Annotated in this window: 14 protein-coding genes; 5 read left to right on the top strand and 9 right to left on the bottom strand. The window is 75.4% G+C overall.

Features of this window, described 5'->3' with window-relative positions; genetic code table 11:
- Positions 1–22: 22 nt before the first annotated feature.
- From ACIQD7_RS08890 to ACIQD7_RS08880, 3 genes are read right to left on the bottom strand one after another with little or no spacing between them, the layout of a single operon-like run.
- Positions 23–1,243 carry an FAD-dependent oxidoreductase gene (locus tag ACIQD7_RS08890; RefSeq protein WP_402440815.1) on the bottom strand — a complete coding sequence of 407 codons (1,221 nt, stop codon included), beginning with the start codon at positions 1,241–1,243 and terminating at the stop codon, positions 23–25.
- The gene (locus tag ACIQD7_RS08885; RefSeq protein ID WP_402440813.1) at positions 1,240–2,688 is read right to left on the bottom strand and encodes an FAD-dependent oxidoreductase; all 1,449 of its coding nucleotides are present in this window, start codon (positions 2,686–2,688) and stop codon (positions 1,240–1,242) included. Before ACIQD7_RS08885 ends, ACIQD7_RS08890 begins: the two co-directional genes overlap by 4 nt.
- A complete protein-coding gene (locus ACIQD7_RS08880; RefSeq protein ID WP_402440811.1) occupies positions 2,685–4,151 on the bottom strand; it encodes an FGGY family carbohydrate kinase in 1,467 nt (488 codons plus the stop codon). The genes ACIQD7_RS08885 and ACIQD7_RS08880 overlap by 4 nt, the downstream gene beginning before the upstream one ends.
- A 305-nt stretch (positions 4,152–4,456) precedes the next feature.
- On the opposite strand from ACIQD7_RS08880, the gene ACIQD7_RS08875 reads away from it, so the two are divergent.
- The 4 genes from ACIQD7_RS08875 to ACIQD7_RS08860 all read left to right on the top strand — a co-directional run bounded on the left by ACIQD7_RS08875 (position 4,457) and on the right by ACIQD7_RS08860 (position 8,851).
- Entirely contained in the window at positions 4,457–5,431 is a 975-nt protein-coding gene (locus ACIQD7_RS08875; RefSeq protein WP_402441382.1) for a hypothetical protein, read from the top strand.
- Positions 5,432–5,497: 66 nt separating this feature from the next.
- A complete protein-coding gene (locus ACIQD7_RS08870) occupies positions 5,498–7,030 on the top strand; it encodes an amino acid permease (RefSeq protein WP_402440809.1) in 1,533 nt (510 codons plus the stop codon).
- Positions 7,031–7,131: 101 nt separating this feature from the next.
- Entirely contained in the window at positions 7,132–7,872 is a 741-nt protein-coding gene (locus tag ACIQD7_RS08865; protein WP_402440807.1) for a class I SAM-dependent DNA methyltransferase, read from the top strand.
- Positions 7,873–7,945: 73 nt separating this feature from the next.
- The gene (locus ACIQD7_RS08860; protein ID WP_402440805.1) at positions 7,946–8,851 is read left to right on the top strand and encodes an ADP-ribosylglycohydrolase family protein; all 906 of its coding nucleotides are present in this window, start codon (positions 7,946–7,948) and stop codon (positions 8,849–8,851) included.
- A 61-nt stretch (positions 8,852–8,912) separates the two neighbouring features.
- Here the strand turns inward: ACIQD7_RS08860 and ACIQD7_RS08855 are convergent, their stop codons facing one another.
- On the bottom strand, positions 8,913–9,665 hold the full coding sequence (locus ACIQD7_RS08855; RefSeq protein ID WP_402440803.1) for a GntR family transcriptional regulator: 753 nt from the start codon (positions 9,663–9,665) through the stop codon (positions 8,913–8,915).
- Between the two features lie 183 nt (positions 9,666–9,848).
- Here ACIQD7_RS08855 and ACIQD7_RS08850 point away from each other — a divergent pair, with 183 nt between their 5' ends.
- A complete protein-coding gene (locus tag ACIQD7_RS08850) occupies positions 9,849–11,189 on the top strand; it encodes a DUF2252 domain-containing protein (protein ID WP_402440801.1) in 1,341 nt (446 codons plus the stop codon).
- A gap of 54 nt (positions 11,190–11,243) precedes the next feature.
- Here ACIQD7_RS08850 and ACIQD7_RS08845 read toward each other — a convergent pair whose 3' ends face one another.
- From ACIQD7_RS08845 to dhaL, 5 genes are all read right to left on the bottom strand, one after another.
- A complete protein-coding gene (locus ACIQD7_RS08845; RefSeq protein WP_402440799.1) occupies positions 11,244–12,635 on the bottom strand; it encodes an NAD(P)/FAD-dependent oxidoreductase in 1,392 nt (463 codons plus the stop codon).
- 70 nt (positions 12,636–12,705) lie between these two features.
- Positions 12,706–13,245 carry a PadR family transcriptional regulator gene (locus ACIQD7_RS08840; RefSeq protein WP_121832754.1) on the bottom strand — a complete coding sequence of 180 codons (540 nt, stop codon included), beginning with the start codon at positions 13,243–13,245 and terminating at the stop codon, positions 12,706–12,708.
- A 232-nt stretch (positions 13,246–13,477) separates the two neighbouring features.
- Complete coding sequence (locus tag ACIQD7_RS08835; protein ID WP_402440797.1) at positions 13,478–15,493, bottom strand: FAD-dependent oxidoreductase; 2,016 nt, start codon at positions 15,491–15,493, stop codon at positions 13,478–13,480.
- 150 nt (positions 15,494–15,643) lie between these two features.
- A complete protein-coding gene (locus ACIQD7_RS08830) occupies positions 15,644–16,045 on the bottom strand; it encodes a PTS-dependent dihydroxyacetone kinase phosphotransferase subunit DhaM (protein ID WP_402440795.1) in 402 nt (133 codons plus the stop codon).
- Between the two features lie 56 nt (positions 16,046–16,101).
- On the bottom strand, positions 16,102–16,725 hold the full coding sequence (gene dhaL / locus ACIQD7_RS08825) for a dihydroxyacetone kinase subunit DhaL (protein WP_402440793.1): 624 nt from the start codon (positions 16,723–16,725) through the stop codon (positions 16,102–16,104).
- Positions 16,726–16,734 lie beyond the last annotated feature (9 nt).

Below are 16,734 nucleotides of genomic sequence, written 5' to 3'. Positions count from 1 at the left end.
CCGGCGCACGTCCGCCGGAGCCTCACGCCTCCGCGGACCCCTCCTCCGCCCGGACCGTCACGGGCCCGCCCGCCGGATCCGCCCCGCGCGTCCAGCCGGGTCCGAGCCGTACGGAACGCCACGGCACGAGCGTCCCGCGCAGTCGCTCGCTCCGCAGCCGTACGCCGTCCTGGGCGACGGTCAGGACCGGCCGTACGAGACGGCGATCCGGCCGTACGAGCAGGGGCGCGGCCTCCGGGCCGAGGAGACCGGGCGTCACCCACCGCAGCGGCCCCGCCGCCGTGACCGGCACCGTGCCCACGGTTTGTGGAAGGCCGCCGAGGTGGTCGAGCACCGCGTCGGCCGCCGCCCGTCCCTCGGCGGCGGCCACCGGGGCCGGTTCCCCGCCGTGCAGGAGGTCGCCGGCCGCGAAGACCCCGGGAGCGGGGGTGCGGAAGGCACCGTCCGTCACCGGGCCCCGGGTGCCCGGCGCGAGCGGCAGCCCGCGGGCGCGGGCGAGCTCGTGGTCCGGGATCCAGTCGCCGGTGAGGACCACCGTGTCGCACCGCAGGACGGACGCGCGGCCGTCCCGCCCCCGGACCGCGACCCCGGTCGGCCGGCCGCGTCCGAGCAGCTCCGTCACCACCGTGCCCGCGAGCACCGGCACGGCACCGAACCCGGCCGGTACGAAGGGGAGTCCGGTGACGACCGCCGCCACCTCCACCCCGGCCGAGCGCAGCGTCCGCACCGCGCCCCGGGCCACCGGTTCGCCGCCGACGACCACCGCCCGCCGGCCCACGTGCTCCCTCCGGGGCCCGAACAGCGCGACCGTCCGCTGGAGTTCGCCCGTGGTCAGCACTCCGGCGGGCCGGGTGCCGGGAATGAGCCGGGCGCTGCGGGGCCGTTCGCGGGCCCCGGTGGCGAGGAGCACCGCGCGGGCCTCGATCCGTTCGAGCCCGGCCGGGGAGGTGACGTCCAGGGCGAGCGGCCCGGACCAGCCCGTGGCCGAGACGCCGGTGCGGACGACGGCGCCGGCCCGCAGCGTCTCCCGCACCGCGCGCCGCGCGTAGCCCGGCCCGTCCAGGGGCCGCCCCCGCGCGTCCGCGCCGAACCCCGGGCGGGCGCAGTGGCGCGGGACCCCGCCCGCCTCCGGCTCCCGCTCCAGGACCTCGACGTGGCCCGCGCCCGCCGCCGCGAGCCGGGCGGCCGCGGCGAGACCGGCGGGACCCGCGCCCACGACGAGCACGTCGACCGTGCGGTTCACCGGCCGTCCCCCTCGTACGCTCCCGGAGGGTTCCGCGCCTCCTCGAACAGGGCCCGGACCTCCGCGCCGCAGAAGTTCCCCTGGCAGCGGCCGCCCCGCGCGCGGGTCCTGCGCCGCAGCCCGTCGAGGCCGCCCGGGGGGATCGTGGAGGCGAGCGCGGCCCGGATCTCGCCCCGGGTGACCCGCTCGCAGTGGCAGACGACCGCCCCGAAGTCGGGGTCGCGGGCGATGCGTCCGGCGTCCCGGTACGGCCGGGGGAAGGCCTCGCCCAGGTTCGGCACGAGGACCGGGGCGAGCGGTCGCTCCGGCCCGGGCGCGAGCCCGCAGTCGGCCAGGAGGCCGAGCACGTGCTCGGCGATCGCCAGGGAGGCGCTGAGCCCCGTGGAACGGATCCCGCCCACCGTCACGTACCGCAGGGCGGGATGCGCGGCGATCCGGTAGTCCTCCCGGCCGGTGGCGGCCCGCAGTCCCGCGTAGACGGCCGTGACCTCCTCGTCGAGCAGCGCAGGGAGCACCCGGCCGCCCTGTTCGAGGAGGCCGGCGATCCCCCCGGCCGTCGTGCCGGTCGCGGTCTTGTCGTCGAGGTCCTCGGCGGTGGGCCCGAGCATGACGTTCCCGTACACGGTGGGGGAGACGAGCACGCCCTTGCCGAGCGGTCCCGGCACGGGGAGCAGGATGTGCCGGACCAGGTCGCGGGCGAACTTGTCGAAGACGAGCAGCTGGCCCCGGCGCGGGGTGACGGTGAAGTCCTCGCGTCCGACCAGGGCGTCGAAGGCGTCGGCGTACAGCCCGCAGGCGTTGACGAGGTGGCGGGTCCGGAGCGTGCCGCGCCGGGTGACGAGCCGGTGGTGCGGGTCGCCCGCCCGCACCTCCTCCACCCGGCAGTTCAGGTACAGGTCCACCCCGGAGCGGACGGCCTGCGTGGCGTACGCGAGGACGGTCGTCCACGGGCAGACGATCGACTCGCCCGGCACGTCGAGCGCGGCGAGCGCGCCGGGACCCAAGTGGGGCTCGCGCGCGGCCAGTTCGGCGGCGTCGATGATCCGGGTGGAGCGGTGGCCGTTCCGTCCGGCCTTCTCCGCGAGGCGGGGGAGCGCGGCGCGCTGCGGCTCGTCACGGGCGACGAGCAGGGCGCCGAGCGGCTCCACGGGGATGCCGGTCTCCCGCGCGTACGCGGTGAGCAGCCGGTGGCCCTCGCGGACGAGCCGCGCCTCCAGGGTGCCGGGCACGGCGTCGAAACCGGTGTGCAGGATCGCCGTGTTGGCCTTCGAGGTGCCGTCGCCCACGTCGTTCGCGGCCTCCACGAGCGCGACCCGCAGCGGGTGACGGGCGAGCGCGCGGGCGATCGCGGTCCCGACGACCCCGGCCCCGACCACCACGACGTCGTACGCGGCGCCCCCGCCGGGCAGGGGCCCCGTCCGGGTGACCTTCCCGGCGGCCCTCACCCCGCCCTGCCGTCGGCCGCCGTCGCCCCCGGCCGCTCCAGCAGGGCCGCGACCTCCGCGCGGAACCGGGCCAGGCGCGCCTCCGCCTCGTCGGCGGAGATCCGGGGCTCGTACACCGCCGACGGCTTCCACTCCGGTACGGACTCCCGGAGCGTGAGCCCCGGGAAGCGGCCCAGGCGGGCGACCGCGCCGACCCCGAGGGCCGTGGCGTCGGGCAGGGCGGAGACCTCCACCGGCCGTTGCAGCAGGTCGGCCTGGGTCTGCATGAGGAGCGCGCTCCGGGTCAGGCCGCCGTCGGCGCGCAGCGAGGTCGGCGGCGCGCCCCGGTCCGCCGCCGCGGCCGAGGCGAGCTCCACGACCTGGGCGGCGACGCCCTCGCACAGGGCCCGCACCAGATGTCCGGGGCCGGTGTCCAGGCCGAGGCCGGTGAGCGAGCCGCGCACGTCCCCCCGCCACCAGGGCGCGGCGAGCCCCGCGAACGCGGGGACGAACGTGACGCCCCCGGCGTCCGGGACGGCGCCGCCGACCGCGTCGAGCTCCCCGGCCCCGGAGATCACCCCGAGGTCGGTGAGCCAGCGCACGGCCGAGGCCACCGTGTACACCTGGCCGTCCAGGCAGTGGGTGACGTGCCCGCCGAGCCGCCAGGCGACACAGCTCACCAGGCCCGAGGCGGCCCGCAGCGGCCCGGAACCGGTCCGCGCGAGCAGGAAGGCCCCCGTGCCGTACGTGCACTTGACGGCGGCCGGGTCGTCGGCGCTCTGCGCGAGCAGCGCCGCCTGCTGGTCCACCAGGAGGCCGGTGAGGGGGAGCGGAGGCCCGAAGGCGGTCGTGGTGCCCACGGGCGCGTCGCAGTCCACCACGCGGGGCAGCGGCTCGCCGCCGAGTCCGTACAGGTCGAGGGCGGTCGGCGACCAGGAGACCGTGTCGAGGTCGAGGAGCCCGGTGCGCCCGGCGGTCGCCGCGTCGGTGACGAAGGCGCCGGTGAGCCGGTGGACGAGCCAGGCGTCACTGGTGGTGACGGCGCCCGCGCCGGTGGCGTGGCGGCGGATCCAGGCCATCTTCGGCGCGGCGAAGTAGGGGTCCACCGGCAGACCGGTCAGACGGCGCAGCTCCTCCGCGTGCGGAGCGAGTTCCGCGCAGATTCCGGCGGCCCTGCGGTCCTGCCAGACGAGGGCGTCGGTGAGCGGTTCGCCGGTGGCGGGGTCCCAGGCGAGCACGGTCTCGCCCTGGTTGGCGAGGCCGACGGCCACCACCGGGACGCCCGCGTCGGCGAGCGCCGCCCGTCCCGCGGCGACCACGGAGCCGTACAGCTCGCGCGGGTCGACCTCGACCAGGCCGCCCGGCAGGTGGCGGGGCCGGACCGGAGCCGTACCGCTGCCGAGGACGCCGCGTTCCGGACAGAGGACGAGGGCCTTGGTGCCCGACGTGCCCTGGTCGACGGCGAGTACCGGGCCGCCCGTCATCCTGTCGCTCCCGTCCGATGGTCCCGTTCGGTGACCGTCCGGTCACCGAAAAGGGTCAGGGTGCCGTCGTCGCGGGGCTTCGTCAAGCTTCGCCGGGCGACCCCGTCAGGTCCGCGATCGAACCTGACAGTAAGTCAAATTCAGTCGTTGGCTTGATAGTTGTCGTCAAGAAAGAAAGAGGACCGGTCGAGTCCAGAGCGCTCTATAGTGATCGCCGATCAATGGCCGGGACACCGTCCAAGGGGCTGACCACCCCTCCCCATCCACCGAGGAACCATGCCGCCCACACCACGCCCCGCCCCCTGATGGCCGGCCAAGGCTTCCGGCCCGTCTACCACCCGGCGGGCCACGACCACGCCCTGCGCCACGCCCTCCAGGACTTACGCACCGGCCGCTGGGTGGCCATGGCCCGGCTGCTCGACGAGACCTCCGACTGGGGCGCCTGGACCCGGCGCACCCAGGTCCTCGCCACCGTCGCCGCCGGCACCGACGTCGTCCGCACCTGGCGCGCCGAGCAGCCGGAGAGCCCCGCCATGACGGTGATGCACAGCCGCGTCGCCGTCGAGCGGGCCGTCCGCGCCCACCGCTCCGGCCACGCCCGCGCCGGGCAGCTCCGGGAGGAGGCCAGGACCGCCTGCCACGAGGCCGCCGGCCACTCGCCCGCCGACCCGGTGCCCTGGATCGGCCTGCTCGCCCTCGCCGCCCTCGACGGCCCCCGGCACCGGGCCGAGCACCGGGCCGCCCCGCCGGCCCCCATGCTGCCGCCCGGCCCCTGGGGACTGCTCGCCGAGTCGGAGAAGCGCCACCCGCACAACCGCGAGGCGCACCACCGGATGCTCCAGTTCGTCTACGCCCGGCGCTCCGGACCGCTCTCCGAAGCCGTCAACTACTCCCACTGGGCCGCCTCCTCCGCGCCCGTCGGCTCCGCCCTGCACGCCCTCCCGCTCTACGTGCGCGTCGAGCGCTACCGGCGCGAGCGCGGCCACGAGCGCGCCCTCGACCTCCACTGGGTCGCCGAGGACGCCGTGCGCGACGCCCGGCGGGCCCTGGACACCTGGTTCTTCTTCTGCGCCGTCGACGAGGCCTCCCTGCTCGACCTCAACCACCTGGCGCACGCCCTCTTCGGCGCCCTCCTCTTCGACGACGCGACCCGGGTCTTCGAGGCGCTCGGCCCGTACTACACGACGCTGCCGTGGGCCCACCGGACCGCCCGTCCGGACGACCGCGCCCTCGCCGAAGAGGTCTTCCTGCGGGCCCGCGCGCGCTGTCTCGGCGACTGACGCCCGCCCGGCCCCCTTCCCGCACTCCCCCTTTCCCGCTCACCGTTCGTCCCCCCGGAGGTCCCCATGGCCCGCACCGAAGTCCCCGCCGACGCGATACGCAAGCCACCGCCCGTCCAGGACGAGGAGGAGCGGCTGAGGGAGCTCGGCTACCAGCCCGTCCTCGCCCGCCGCATGGGCGGCTTCGGCAACTTCGCGATCAGCTTCTCGGTCATCTCGGTCCTCTCCGGCTGCATGACCCTCTACGGCTTCGGCCTGGGCACCGGCGGCCCCGCCGTCATGCTGTGGGGCTGGGCGGGCGTCGGCCTCTTCGTCCTGTGCGTCGGCCTCGCCCTCGCCGAGGTCACCAGCGCCTACCCGACCTCCGGCGCCCTCTACTACATGGCCGACCGGCTCGGCGGACGCCGCTGGGGCTGGTACACCGGCTGGCTGAACCTCCTCGGCCTGCTCGGTGCCATCGCCGGCATCGACTACGGCGCCGCCCTCTTCACCGGGGCCTTCCTCAACCTCCAGTGGGGCTTCGAACCCACCGTCGGCTCCACCTTCCTCATCTTCCTGGCGATCCTGCTGCTCCACGCCGTCCTGAACCTCTTCGGCGTCCGCCTGGTCAGCGTGCTGAACTCCGTCAGCGTCTGGTGGCACCTGGCCGGCGTCGCGGTCATCGTCGGCGCCCTCGCGATCATCCCGGAGCGGCACCAGTCCGCCGAGTTCGTCTTCACCGAGTTCGTCAACGACACCGGGTGGGCCAACCCCTTCTACGTGGCCGCGATCGGCCTGCTCCTGGCCCAGTACACCTTCTGCGGCTACGACGCCTCCGCCCACCTCTCCGAGGAGACCTCGAACGCCTCCGTCGCCGCCGCCAAGGGCATCGTGCGGGCCATCTGGGTCTCCTGGATCGCCGGCTTCGCCCTGCTCGCCGGACTCACCTTCGCGATCCAGGACTACGCCGCCACGCAGAACAGCGCCACCGGCGTCCCGCCCGCCCAGATCCTCCTGGACGCGCTCGGCACCGGCGGGGCCACCGCCCTGCTGCTCGTCGTGATCGTCGCCCAGCTCTTCTGCGGCAACGCCGAGGTGGCCGCCGCGAGCCGGATGGTCTTCGCCTTCAGCCGGGACAACGCCCTGCCCGGCTCGGCGCTCTGGCGGAAGGTCAGCACCCGCACCCAGACCCCCGTCCCGGCCGTCTGGCTCTCGGTCGGCGTGGCCGCGCTCATCGCCGTGCCCTCGCTCTACTCGGCCACCGCCTACGGCGCCGTGACCGCCATCAACGTCATCGGCATCACGCCCGCCTACGCCATCCCGATCTACCTGCGGCTGCGCGCCGGGAAGCGCTTCACCCCCGGGCCGTGGAGCCTGGGCCGCTGGAGCAGGCCGATCGGCTGGACCGCCGTCGTCTGGGTGGCCCTGGTCACCGTCCTCTTCTGCCTGCCGCAGAAGTCCCCGGTGACGGTCGACACCATGAACTACGCCGTCATCGCCCTCGCCGTCGTCCTCGTCCTGGCCAGCGTCTGGTGGTACGTCGCCCGCCGCTCGTACGGCACGCCGACCGCGTACGGCACGGCCCGCGAGGAGGCGGACATCGCGGAGGGGATCGTCTAGGGCCCCGCCCGGCCCCCGCCCCGCCGGACGGGACCCGGGCCCCGTCCGGCGGGAGACAAATGCGTCGACAGCGTCCCCGGGGCCCGGCAGAGTGGACGCCCATGACGAGCAGCGAGCTGTGGACCCGTGCGACCGCCGACCGCTACGACGCCGAGGAGACCGAGATGTCCTCGGCCGCCGTCCTCGGACCGACCCTCGACTTCCTGGCCGACCTCGCCGGAGACGGCCGGGCGCTGGAGTTCGCCGTCGGGACCGGACGCGTGGGCGTCCCGCTCCGGGAGCGCGGCGTGCCGGTGGTGGGGATCGAGCTGTCCGAGCACATGGTGGCGGTGCTGCGCCGCAAGGCCGACGAGGACACGCTCCCCGTGGTCATCGGGGACATGGCCACCACGACCGTCCCCGGCGAGTTCGCCCTGGTCTACCTCGTCTACAACACCCTCTCGAACCTGCTCACCCAGAACGAGCAGGTCGAGTGCTTCCGCAACGCCGCGCGGCACCTGGAGCCCGGCGGCCGGTTCGTCGTCGAGCTGGTCGTGCCGCCGCTGCGGTCCCTGCCGCCCGGCCAGGTCGCGGTGCCGTTCGACGTCTCCGAGCGGCACCTCGGCTTCGACACCTTCGACCTGGTCGAACAGGTCCTCGTCTCGCACCACTTCACCCGCGACGGCGACGACGGCCGCTACCGCCGGGGCAACTCCCGGCACCGCTACGCCTGGCCGGCCGAACTCGACCTGATGGCGCGGATCGCCGGGCTCGACCTCGAACGCCGCGTCGCGGACTGGGACGGGTCGCTGTTCGTCCAGGACTCCGCGAAGCACGTCTCCGTGTGGCGCAAGCCCGCCTGAGGCCGGGGGCCGGAAGCCCGGCGGCGCCGAAAACGGAGTGCCGGGGGAACCGGCGCGTTGCGATACTGCGCCGATGACCGACACACCTGCCGCCGTACTGGATTCGCTGCACGGACTCGCGTTCGGCGACGCCTTCGGCGACCGCTGGTTCGGCATCCTGCGCAGGGACGGCACGGCGGCCCTGGAGACGCGGACGCCGCCCCCGGAGCCGCTGTGGCGGTGGAGCGACGACACCGCGCAGGCGCTGGTCCTCGTCCGGGAGCTGACCGAGGGCGGGGGCGCCGTCGATCAGGACCGCCTGGCCCGGCGCCTCGCGGCGGCCTACGCCGAGGACACGCACCGCGGCTACGGGGCCTCGATGCACGACGTGCTGCGCCGGATCGCCGCGGGCGAGCCCTGGCGGGACGTCGTGGCCGGACAGTTCGGCGGACAGGGCTCCTGGGGCAACGGCGCGGCCATGCGGGCCGCCCCGCTCGGCGCCTGGCACGCCGCCGACCTCGACGCGGCCGCCGAGCAGGCCGCCCGCCAGGCCGAGGTCTCGCACCACCACCCGGAGGCCGTCGCCGGAGCGGTGGCGGTCGCCCTCGCCGCGGCGCTGGCGGCTCGCAGCAGGGGCGGACCCGCCCCGGCCGGACCGGACTTCCTCCGGGCGGTCGCCGAACGGCTCCCCGACAGCGACGTCCGGTCGGGCGTGCGGATCGCGGCCCGGATGCCGGAGCACACCTCCGTCCGGCACGCCGCGGAGGTCCTGGGCTCCGGCTACCGGATGTCGGGGCCCGACACCGTCCCGTACGCCCTGTGGTGCGCGGCGGGGCACCTCGACGACCTGCACGAGGGGCTGTGGGTCACGGTCGCCGGGCGCGGCGACATCGACACCACCTGCGCCATCGCGGGCGGGGTCGTCGCCGCCCGCACGGGCGTCGCCGCCCTGCCTCCCGCCTGGCACGCGGCCCGTGAACCGCTGCCCCCGGTGGCGTGACGCGCCGAGGACCGGACGCCCGGGCCGCGTCGGCGCGGCCCGGGCGTCCCGTGTCGTGCGGTCAGGCGCTGAACTCGTAGGTCCAGGCCGCCGACCGGGCCGCGACATCGATGTCCGTGATCTCCAGGGCGCGCCCGTGCTGGTCGCTGACCACCCGGTGGACGAGCAGCCGGGCCGCGCCGCCGGCCGTCGTCCCGGGGTCGGCCGGCACGCCCACCGACTCCCGGTGGACGACCCGCAGCCCTGCCTGGTGCATCCAGTGGTAGAGCAGGCGCAGATCGGGCTGCTGGCGGCAGTCCCGGCCCCGCCGGTAGCGGGCCAGCTGGGGGATCTCGGCGAGCGCGGGCCGGGAGAACCACGACACCGCCCGCTGGAGCGCCGATCCCCGCGGATCGAGCACCGCGTGCCGGTGGACGAGCGTCGGTTCGCCGGGGGCGAGCAGCAGGCGCGGGGCGAGCGGGGCGGGCGGCGGCTCCCAGGCGAGCGAGGCCCGCACCAGGGTCCCCGCCGCGCGGGGCCCGCCGGGGAAGGACGGCCGGTGGACCCTGGGGGCGCAATCCTCGGTGCGGGCCTCGGCCCCGGGACCCGCGGCGAAGGTGCCGCGCCGGTCGGTGACGACGAGTCCCTCGTCGCGGAGGAGCTGGAGCGCGCTCCGTACGGTCTGCCGGTTGACGTGGTAGCGCTGGGACAGCGAACGTTCCGAAGGGAGTCTGCTGCCGGGGGAGATGCGCCGCTGGGCGAGATCCTCACGCAGGGCGGCGGCGACCCGGAGGTAGAGCGGCACTTCCGCCGCCCCGGAATCGGGCTCGGCCATGATCAACCCTCTCTTTGCTCAGCGTGACCGCATGGGCCGTATGGGTGATCAATTCCTATCATTGGTCTAAACCATTTTGCCAGTCCCGTCGGAAAGAGTGGCCGAAACGCGCGTTGCGCCTTGTAATGAGGTTCCAGGTGGCGGGGGCGAATCCGCCCCGGCGGGAGAGGCGGGTGAGGCCGGATGACGACGCCGTCGGAGCGCGCCGCACGGGGAAGGGAGGCCCGCAAGCGCGTCTCCCGATCCTCCCACGGCCGCTGGATACCCAGCTCCCAGCGGCCCGACCCGCTGGGCGTCCTGGAGCGCCAGGCCCGGGACCGGCTGCCCGACCTCGTCCCCCTCCGGTACGGCAGGATGGCGTCCTCCCCCTTCGCGTTCCTGCGCGGCGCCGCCGCCGTCATGGCCGCCGACCTCGGCGCCCAGCCCGACACCGGGCTCACCGTCCAGCTGTGCGGCGACGCCCACCTCCTCAACTTCGGCGTCTACGCCTCACCCGAACGGACGCTCCTCTTCGACGTGAACGACTTCGACGAGACCCTCCCCGGCCCCTTCGAATGGGACGTGAAACGGCTCGCCGCGAGCGTCACCGTCGCGGCCCTCCAGAACGGCGGCACCAGGACCAAGGCCCGCCGCGCCGCCCTCGTCGCCGTCGAGTCGTACCGCACGTCCATGCGCCGCCTGGCCGGCCTCGGGGAGCTCGCCGTCTGGTACGAGCGGATCGCCGCCGACGACCTCCCGGCCCTGGTCCGCCGGAGCGACCGCGGCCGCCTGGAGAACCGGCTCGCCCGCGCCCGCCGCCGCACCAGCCTCCAGGCCTTCGACAAGCTCACCGAGGCGGACGCGACCGGACACCGGCACATCGCCGACGACCCGCCGCTCCTGGAACGCACCACGGACATCGACCGGGTCACCCTCGGCAAGGTCTTCAGCGACTACCGCAGCTCCCTCGCCGAGGAACGGCGGCTGCTCCTCGACCGCTACCGCTTCCTCGACGCCGCCCGCAAGGTCGTCGGGGTCGGCAGCGTCGGCACCCGCTGCTTCGTCCTCCTCCTCGAAGGCCGGAACGAGGCCGACCCGCTCATCCTCCAGATCAAGGAGGCCGGCCACTCCGTCCTGGAGGAGTACCTGGCCCCCACCGCCTACCCCCACCAGGGGCAGCGGGTCGTCTGCGGCCAGCGCCTCATCCAGGCCGCCAGCGACATCTTCCTCGGCTGGATGACCGGCCCCGAACAGCGCCACTTCTACTGGCGCCAACTGCGCGACATGAAGGGCTCGGCCGAGGTGGAGACCATGTCCCCGGCCATGCTCCGGGACTACGCGCGGCTCTGCGGCCGGGCCCTGGCCCGCGCCCACGCCCGCTCCGGCGACCGCGTCGCCATCGCCGCCTACCTCGGCGGCTCGGACGTCTTCGACCACGCCCTCGCCGACTTCGCCCTCGCCTACGCCCACCAGAACGCCGACGACTACGCGGCGCTCGGCGCGGCCATCGCCGCCGGCATGATCACGGCGGCCCCGGGCGTCTGAACCGGACGCCGGCTTCCGCCGGCCGCCCCCGTCCCGGGGCCTCACCCGGACGGCCTACGCGTCGCGCCGCAGCGGCGGCCCGGACGGCGTCTCGACGGGCGGCCCGAACAGCACCGCCCGGGCCACCGACGGCGCGAACAGGGCCGTCAGCGGCGCGGTCAGGCCGAACACCGAGCGGAACGCCGCCCCCACGGCCGGATCGCCCGCCGCCCGCTGCTGCACCCGGCCCAGGTACCAGCCGACCGCGCGGTCCAGCGGACCGGGGCTCGCCGCGTCCCCCGTGGCCCCGGGCATCTTCTTGTCGGCGCCCGCCGAGATGTCCCACGCCTGCTTCGAGGCGTCCAGGAGCGCCCGCTGCACCACCCGCGTCGTCGGCGTCCGCTTCGGATCGGCGAGCGCCCGGCGCAGCGCGACCGCGCTGAGCGCGGCGACCGCCATGCCCTGCCCGTAGATCGGGTTGAAGGCGCACAGCGCGTCACCCGTGGCGAGGAAACCGGCCGGACGGCGCCCCGGACGGTCGTACCGGCGCCGGACGTTGGCGGTCTTCCGGAAGCCGTACACCGGCGACTCCGGCTCCACCCGGGCCAGCCAGTCGCTGATCACCGGATGCGGCAGCCGCTTGGCGTACTCCTCGAACGCGCCCTCCTCGGCGGGCGGTTCGTCACCGCGCAGCCCCGAGAGGGTGACCAGGTGCCGCCCGTCGCCGAGCGGCAGCACCACGCCGCCGTACACCTGCCCGGGGTTCGGCACGATGTAGTGGCCCAGCGCGTCGGTGTCCGGGCCGCCGGACGGCGTCCCGTAGACCCGGGTCGCGTACGCCAGGCCCGTGTCGAGGGTCTCCTCGTGCGGCGCCTCCGCGCCGATGCCCGCCAGCCAGTCCGCGGCCTTCGTGGACCGCCCGGAGGCGTCCACCACCAGATCGGCCGCCAGCGTACGGACCTCCCCGCCGGCCCCCGCGCCGCGCTCCCGCAGCCGTACGCCCCGCACCCGCGAGGAGTCCCCGGTCAGGCCCACGGTCTCGGTGCCCTCGACCAGCTCGATCCGCGGATCCGCGAACACCCGCCGCCGCACCAGCCACTCCAGCTGCGGGCGCGGACCGGTGAAGAAGTGCGCGGTCGCGGGCGTCCGGCGGTACCAGCTGCCGTTCTGCCACTGGATCATGTCCTGCGGGATGCCCACCTTCGGCGCGCCCAGCTCCCCCAGTTCCCGGGTGAAGCCGGGGAGCAGCTCGTCGAACGCCTCCTGTCCGCCCGCGATCAGGACGTGGAGGTGCCGGCCCTGCGGAACGCCGGGCCTCGCCTCCGGTCCCTCGGGGAAGCGGTCGCGCTCGACGACCGTCACCTTCTCCGCGTGCTCGGCGAGGACCCGTGCGGCAAGCAGCCCAGCGAGACTTCCCCCGATGACCACCGCGTGACGTGTCGTGCGGCGCCCCAAGTCGTCGGTCATACCCGCCCTTTCGTGTCGTGGAACCGGCAGGCACCCAGTATCGCCCGGCACCGGGCCGTACCCGCCGGGGCTACTCCTCCCGGTCCAGTTCCACAAGGGCGCCGGTCAGCCATTCCACCCAGAAGCGCTCCAGGTCGATCCCGCCCCGCAGGACGAGATGGCGCAGCCGGTCCGGCTCGGTGCTCCGCCGCTCCGCCGGGAAGTCCTTGGCCTCGATCGCCAGATACTCCGCCAACTGCTCGCGGTGCAGCGCGAGATGGCGCTCCAGCTCGGGCCTGAAGCCCGTCGCGCCGACCATCGCGGCCGCCCGCATCCGCAGCAGCAGGGCGGACCGCATCGGCTTCGGGTCCTCGGACCTGGCGACCCAGTCGCCCAGCTCGGCGCGGCCAGCGGGCAGCACCTCGTACTCCTTCCGCTGCCCCCGGACGGGCACCGGGGCGGGCAGGGCGCGGATGTGCCCGGCCTGCTCCAGCCTTCCCAGCTCGCGGTAGATCTGCTGGTGCGTGGCCGACCAGAAGTAGCCGATCGACTTGTCGAAGCGGCGCGTCAGTTCGAGGCCGGAGGACGGCTTCTCGAGCAGCGCGGTGAGGATCGCGTGCGGCAGGGACATGCTCGCATCCTAGGTTCGGGGGCCCGGGGGGGGGCCCGGGGGGGGGGGGGGGGCCGCCCGGGGGCCGGGGGGGGGGCGCCCCCCCCCGGCGGGGGGGGGGGGGGGGGGGGCGCGCCGCGCGGGGGGGGGGGGGGCGGGCCGGGGGGGGGGGGGGCCCCCGCCCCGGCGGGGGGGGGGGCCCCCCCCCCCCCCGCCGGGGGGGGGGCGCCCCCCCCCCCCCCCCACGGGGTGGTCACAGCGCGGCGGCGAGGCGGGTGCCCTGGTCGATGGCCCGCTTGGCGTCCAGCTCGGCGGCGACGTCCGCGCCGCCGATGAGGTGTGCCGTGCGGCCCGCCGCCACCAGCTCCTCGTACAGGTCCCGTCGCGGCTCCTGGCCCGCGCAGAGCACGACCGTGTCGACCGGGAGCACCCGGGACTCGCCGCCGACCGTGACGTGCAGGCCCTCGTCGTCGATCCGGTCGTACGTCACGCCCGCCACCATGGCCACGCCGCGGTGCTTGAGCTCGGTCCGGTGGATCCACCCGGTGGTCTTGCCGAGGCCCGCGCCGACCTTGCTGTCCTTGCGCTGGAGCAGGTGCACCTGGCGCGGGGGAGCGGTCCGCTCGGGCGTCCGCAGCCCGCCCCGGTTCTCGTACGAGGTGTCCACGCCCCACTGGCGGAAGTACGTCTCGGGGTCCTGGCTCGCGCCCTCCCCGCCGTCCGTGAGGAACTCCGCGACGTCGAAGCCGATGCCGCCGGCGCCGATGACCGCGACCCGCTCGCCGACCGGCGCGCCGTCCCGCAGCACGTCCAGGTAGCTGACGACGCTCGGGTGGTCCACGCCCTCGATGGCGGGGGTGCGCGGGGAGACGCCGGTGGCGACCACGACCTCGTCGTAGCCGTCCAGGTCGGCCGCCGCGACCGGGGTGTTCAGGCGCACCTCGACGCCGCGCTCGGCGAGCTGGACGCGGAAGTAGCGCAGGGTCTCGTCGAACTCGTCCTTGCCCGGCACCCGCTTGGCGACGTTGAGCTGGCCGCCGATCTCGGCGGCGGCGTCGAAGAGGGTGACGGCGTGGCCGCGCTCGGCCGCCGACACCGCGCAGGAGAGCCCGGCCGGGCCCGCGCCGACCACCGCGATCCGCTTGGCGCGGCGGGTGGGGGAGAGGACCAGCTCGGTCTCGTGGCAGGCGCGCGGGTTCACCAGGCAGGAGGTGATCTTCAGGCTGAAGGTGTGGTCCAGGCAGGCCTGGTTGCAGCCGATGCAGGTGTTGATGGTGTCGGCGCGGCCGGCCGTGGCCTTGGCGACGAAGTCCGGGTCCGCGAGGAACGGGCGGGCCAGGGAGACCAGGTCGGCGCGGCCGTCGGCGAGGATCTCCTCGGCGACCTCGGGGGTGTTGATGCGGTTGCTGGTGACGAGCGGCACGGTCACCTCGCCCATCAGCCTCTTCGTCACCCAGGTGTAGGCGCCGCGCGGCACGGAGGTCGCGATGGTGGGGATGCGCGCCTCGTGCCAGCCGATGCCGGTGTTGATGATCGTGGCGCCCGCCGCCTCGATCTCCTTGGCGAGCCGGACGACCTCCTCCAGGGTGGAGCCGCCGGGGACCAGGTCCAGCATCGAGAGGCGGTAGACCAGGATGAAGTCCTCGCCGACCCGCTCGCGGATCCGGCGGACGATCTCCAGCGGGAAGCGGACGCGGTTCTCGTACGAGCCGCCCCAGCGGTCGGTGCGGTGGTTGGTCGCGGCGGCGATGAACTCGTTGATGAGGTAGCCCTCGGAGCCCATCACCTCGACGCCGTCGTACCCGGCCTCCCGGGCGAGCTCGGCGCAGCGGACGTAGTCCTCGACCGTCTGCTCGACCTCGGCGTCGGTCAGCTCGTTCGGCGGGAAGGGGCTGATGGGGGCCTTAAGAGGGCTGGGCGCGACCAGGGCGGGGTGGTACGCGTACCGGCCGAAGTGCAGGATCTGCATCGCGATCCGGCCGCCCTCCCGGTGCACGGCGTCGGTGATGAGCCGGTGCTCGGCGACCTCCTCGGCGGTGGTGAGCTTGGCTCCGCCGTCCCAGGGGCGGCCGGCCTCGTTGGGCGCGATGCCGCCGGTGACGATCAGGCCCACGCCGCCGCGGGCGCGCTCGGCGTAGAAGGCGGCCATGCGCGCGAACCCGTGCTCGGCCTCCTCCAGGCCGACGTGCATCGAGCCCATGATCACCCGGTTGGGCAGGGTGGTGAACCCGAGGTCGAGCGGGCTGAGCAGATGCGGGTACGGGGTCATGAGGGCGCCTCCTCGCGCAGGATCGTCACCCCCTGTTGTAGGGGACCCCTGCGGGTTCTGCAACTAGTTGCAGAAGAATCGGGGCGTGATGTTTACTACTCGGTAACCGCGATTGGTGCCGAAGGGCCCGAGAGGCCCGGCCCGGCGCCCTCACGCCTTCCGGTAGGAGTACGCCTCCGAGGCCGCGGCCTCCACCGCGTCGAGGTCCCCGCCCGCGCTCGCCGTCACCACCGCGGCGACCGCGCCCTCGACGAAGGGCGCGTCCACCAGGCGGGAGTCCCCGGGCAGCTCGTCGCCCTCGGCGAGGAGCGCCTTCACGGTGAGCACGGCGCTGCCCAGGTCGACCAGGAGCGCCACCCCGGCACCCCGGTCGACGGCCTTCGCCGCCGCGGTGATCAGCTCGGAACTCGTCCCCAGACCGCCGTCCGGGGTCCCGCCCGCGGGCAGCACCAGGGGCGGGCCTTCGCCGCCGGCGAGCCCCAGGGCCAGCTGGGCCACCGCCGCCGCGACCGTGGCGCTGTGCGAGACGAGGACGACGCCGACGGGCCCCACACCCCCCGCCCCCTTCACTCCCCCTGTTCCCTCTGATCCTTCCGCTTCCGACGGACTCACCCTTCCTCCCCTTCCGAGGCAGCCGTGGCGGCGAGTGCCGCGAACAGCAGGGCCGACGAGGTCGCCCCCGGGTCCTGGTGTCCGACCGACCGCTCGCCCAGATAGCTCGCCCTGCCCTTGCGGGCGCGCAGGGGCACGGTCGCGAGGGCGCCCTCCCCGGCGGCCGCGCGGGCCGCCGCGAACGACTCCGGCAGCGCCTCCACGGCCGGTACGAGCGCGTCCAGCATCGTCTTGTCGCCCACCTGGGCCCCGCCGAGCTGCGACACGGCGGCCACGCCGGCGCCGAGCGCCTCCGCGAGCCGCTCCCGCCCGACCCGGTCGTCGTCGCCCAGCGCCTTCCCCGCGCGCCGGAGGAGCGTCCCGTACAGCGGTCCGGACGCGCCGCCCACCGTGGAGATCAGCTGCCGTCCGGCGGTGGTGAGCACCGCGCCGGGCGTCCCGGGCGGCTCCTTCGCCAGGGTCTCGGCCACGGCGGCGAACCCCCGCTTCAGATTGGCGCCGTGGTCGGCGTCGCCGATGGCCGAGTCCAGCTCGGTGAGCCGGTCCGCCTCGCGGCCGACGTCCTCGGCCACCGCCGTCAGCCAGCGCACCAGGAACTCCGCGCCGAAGGTCTCCGTCATGCCGTCTCC

It is taken from the genome of Streptomyces sp. NPDC093071 (assembly GCF_044754545.1).
GTDB lineage: Bacteria > Actinomycetota > Actinomycetes > Streptomycetales > Streptomycetaceae > Streptomyces.
This window is presented reverse-complemented; position numbering and strand designations above follow the sequence as displayed.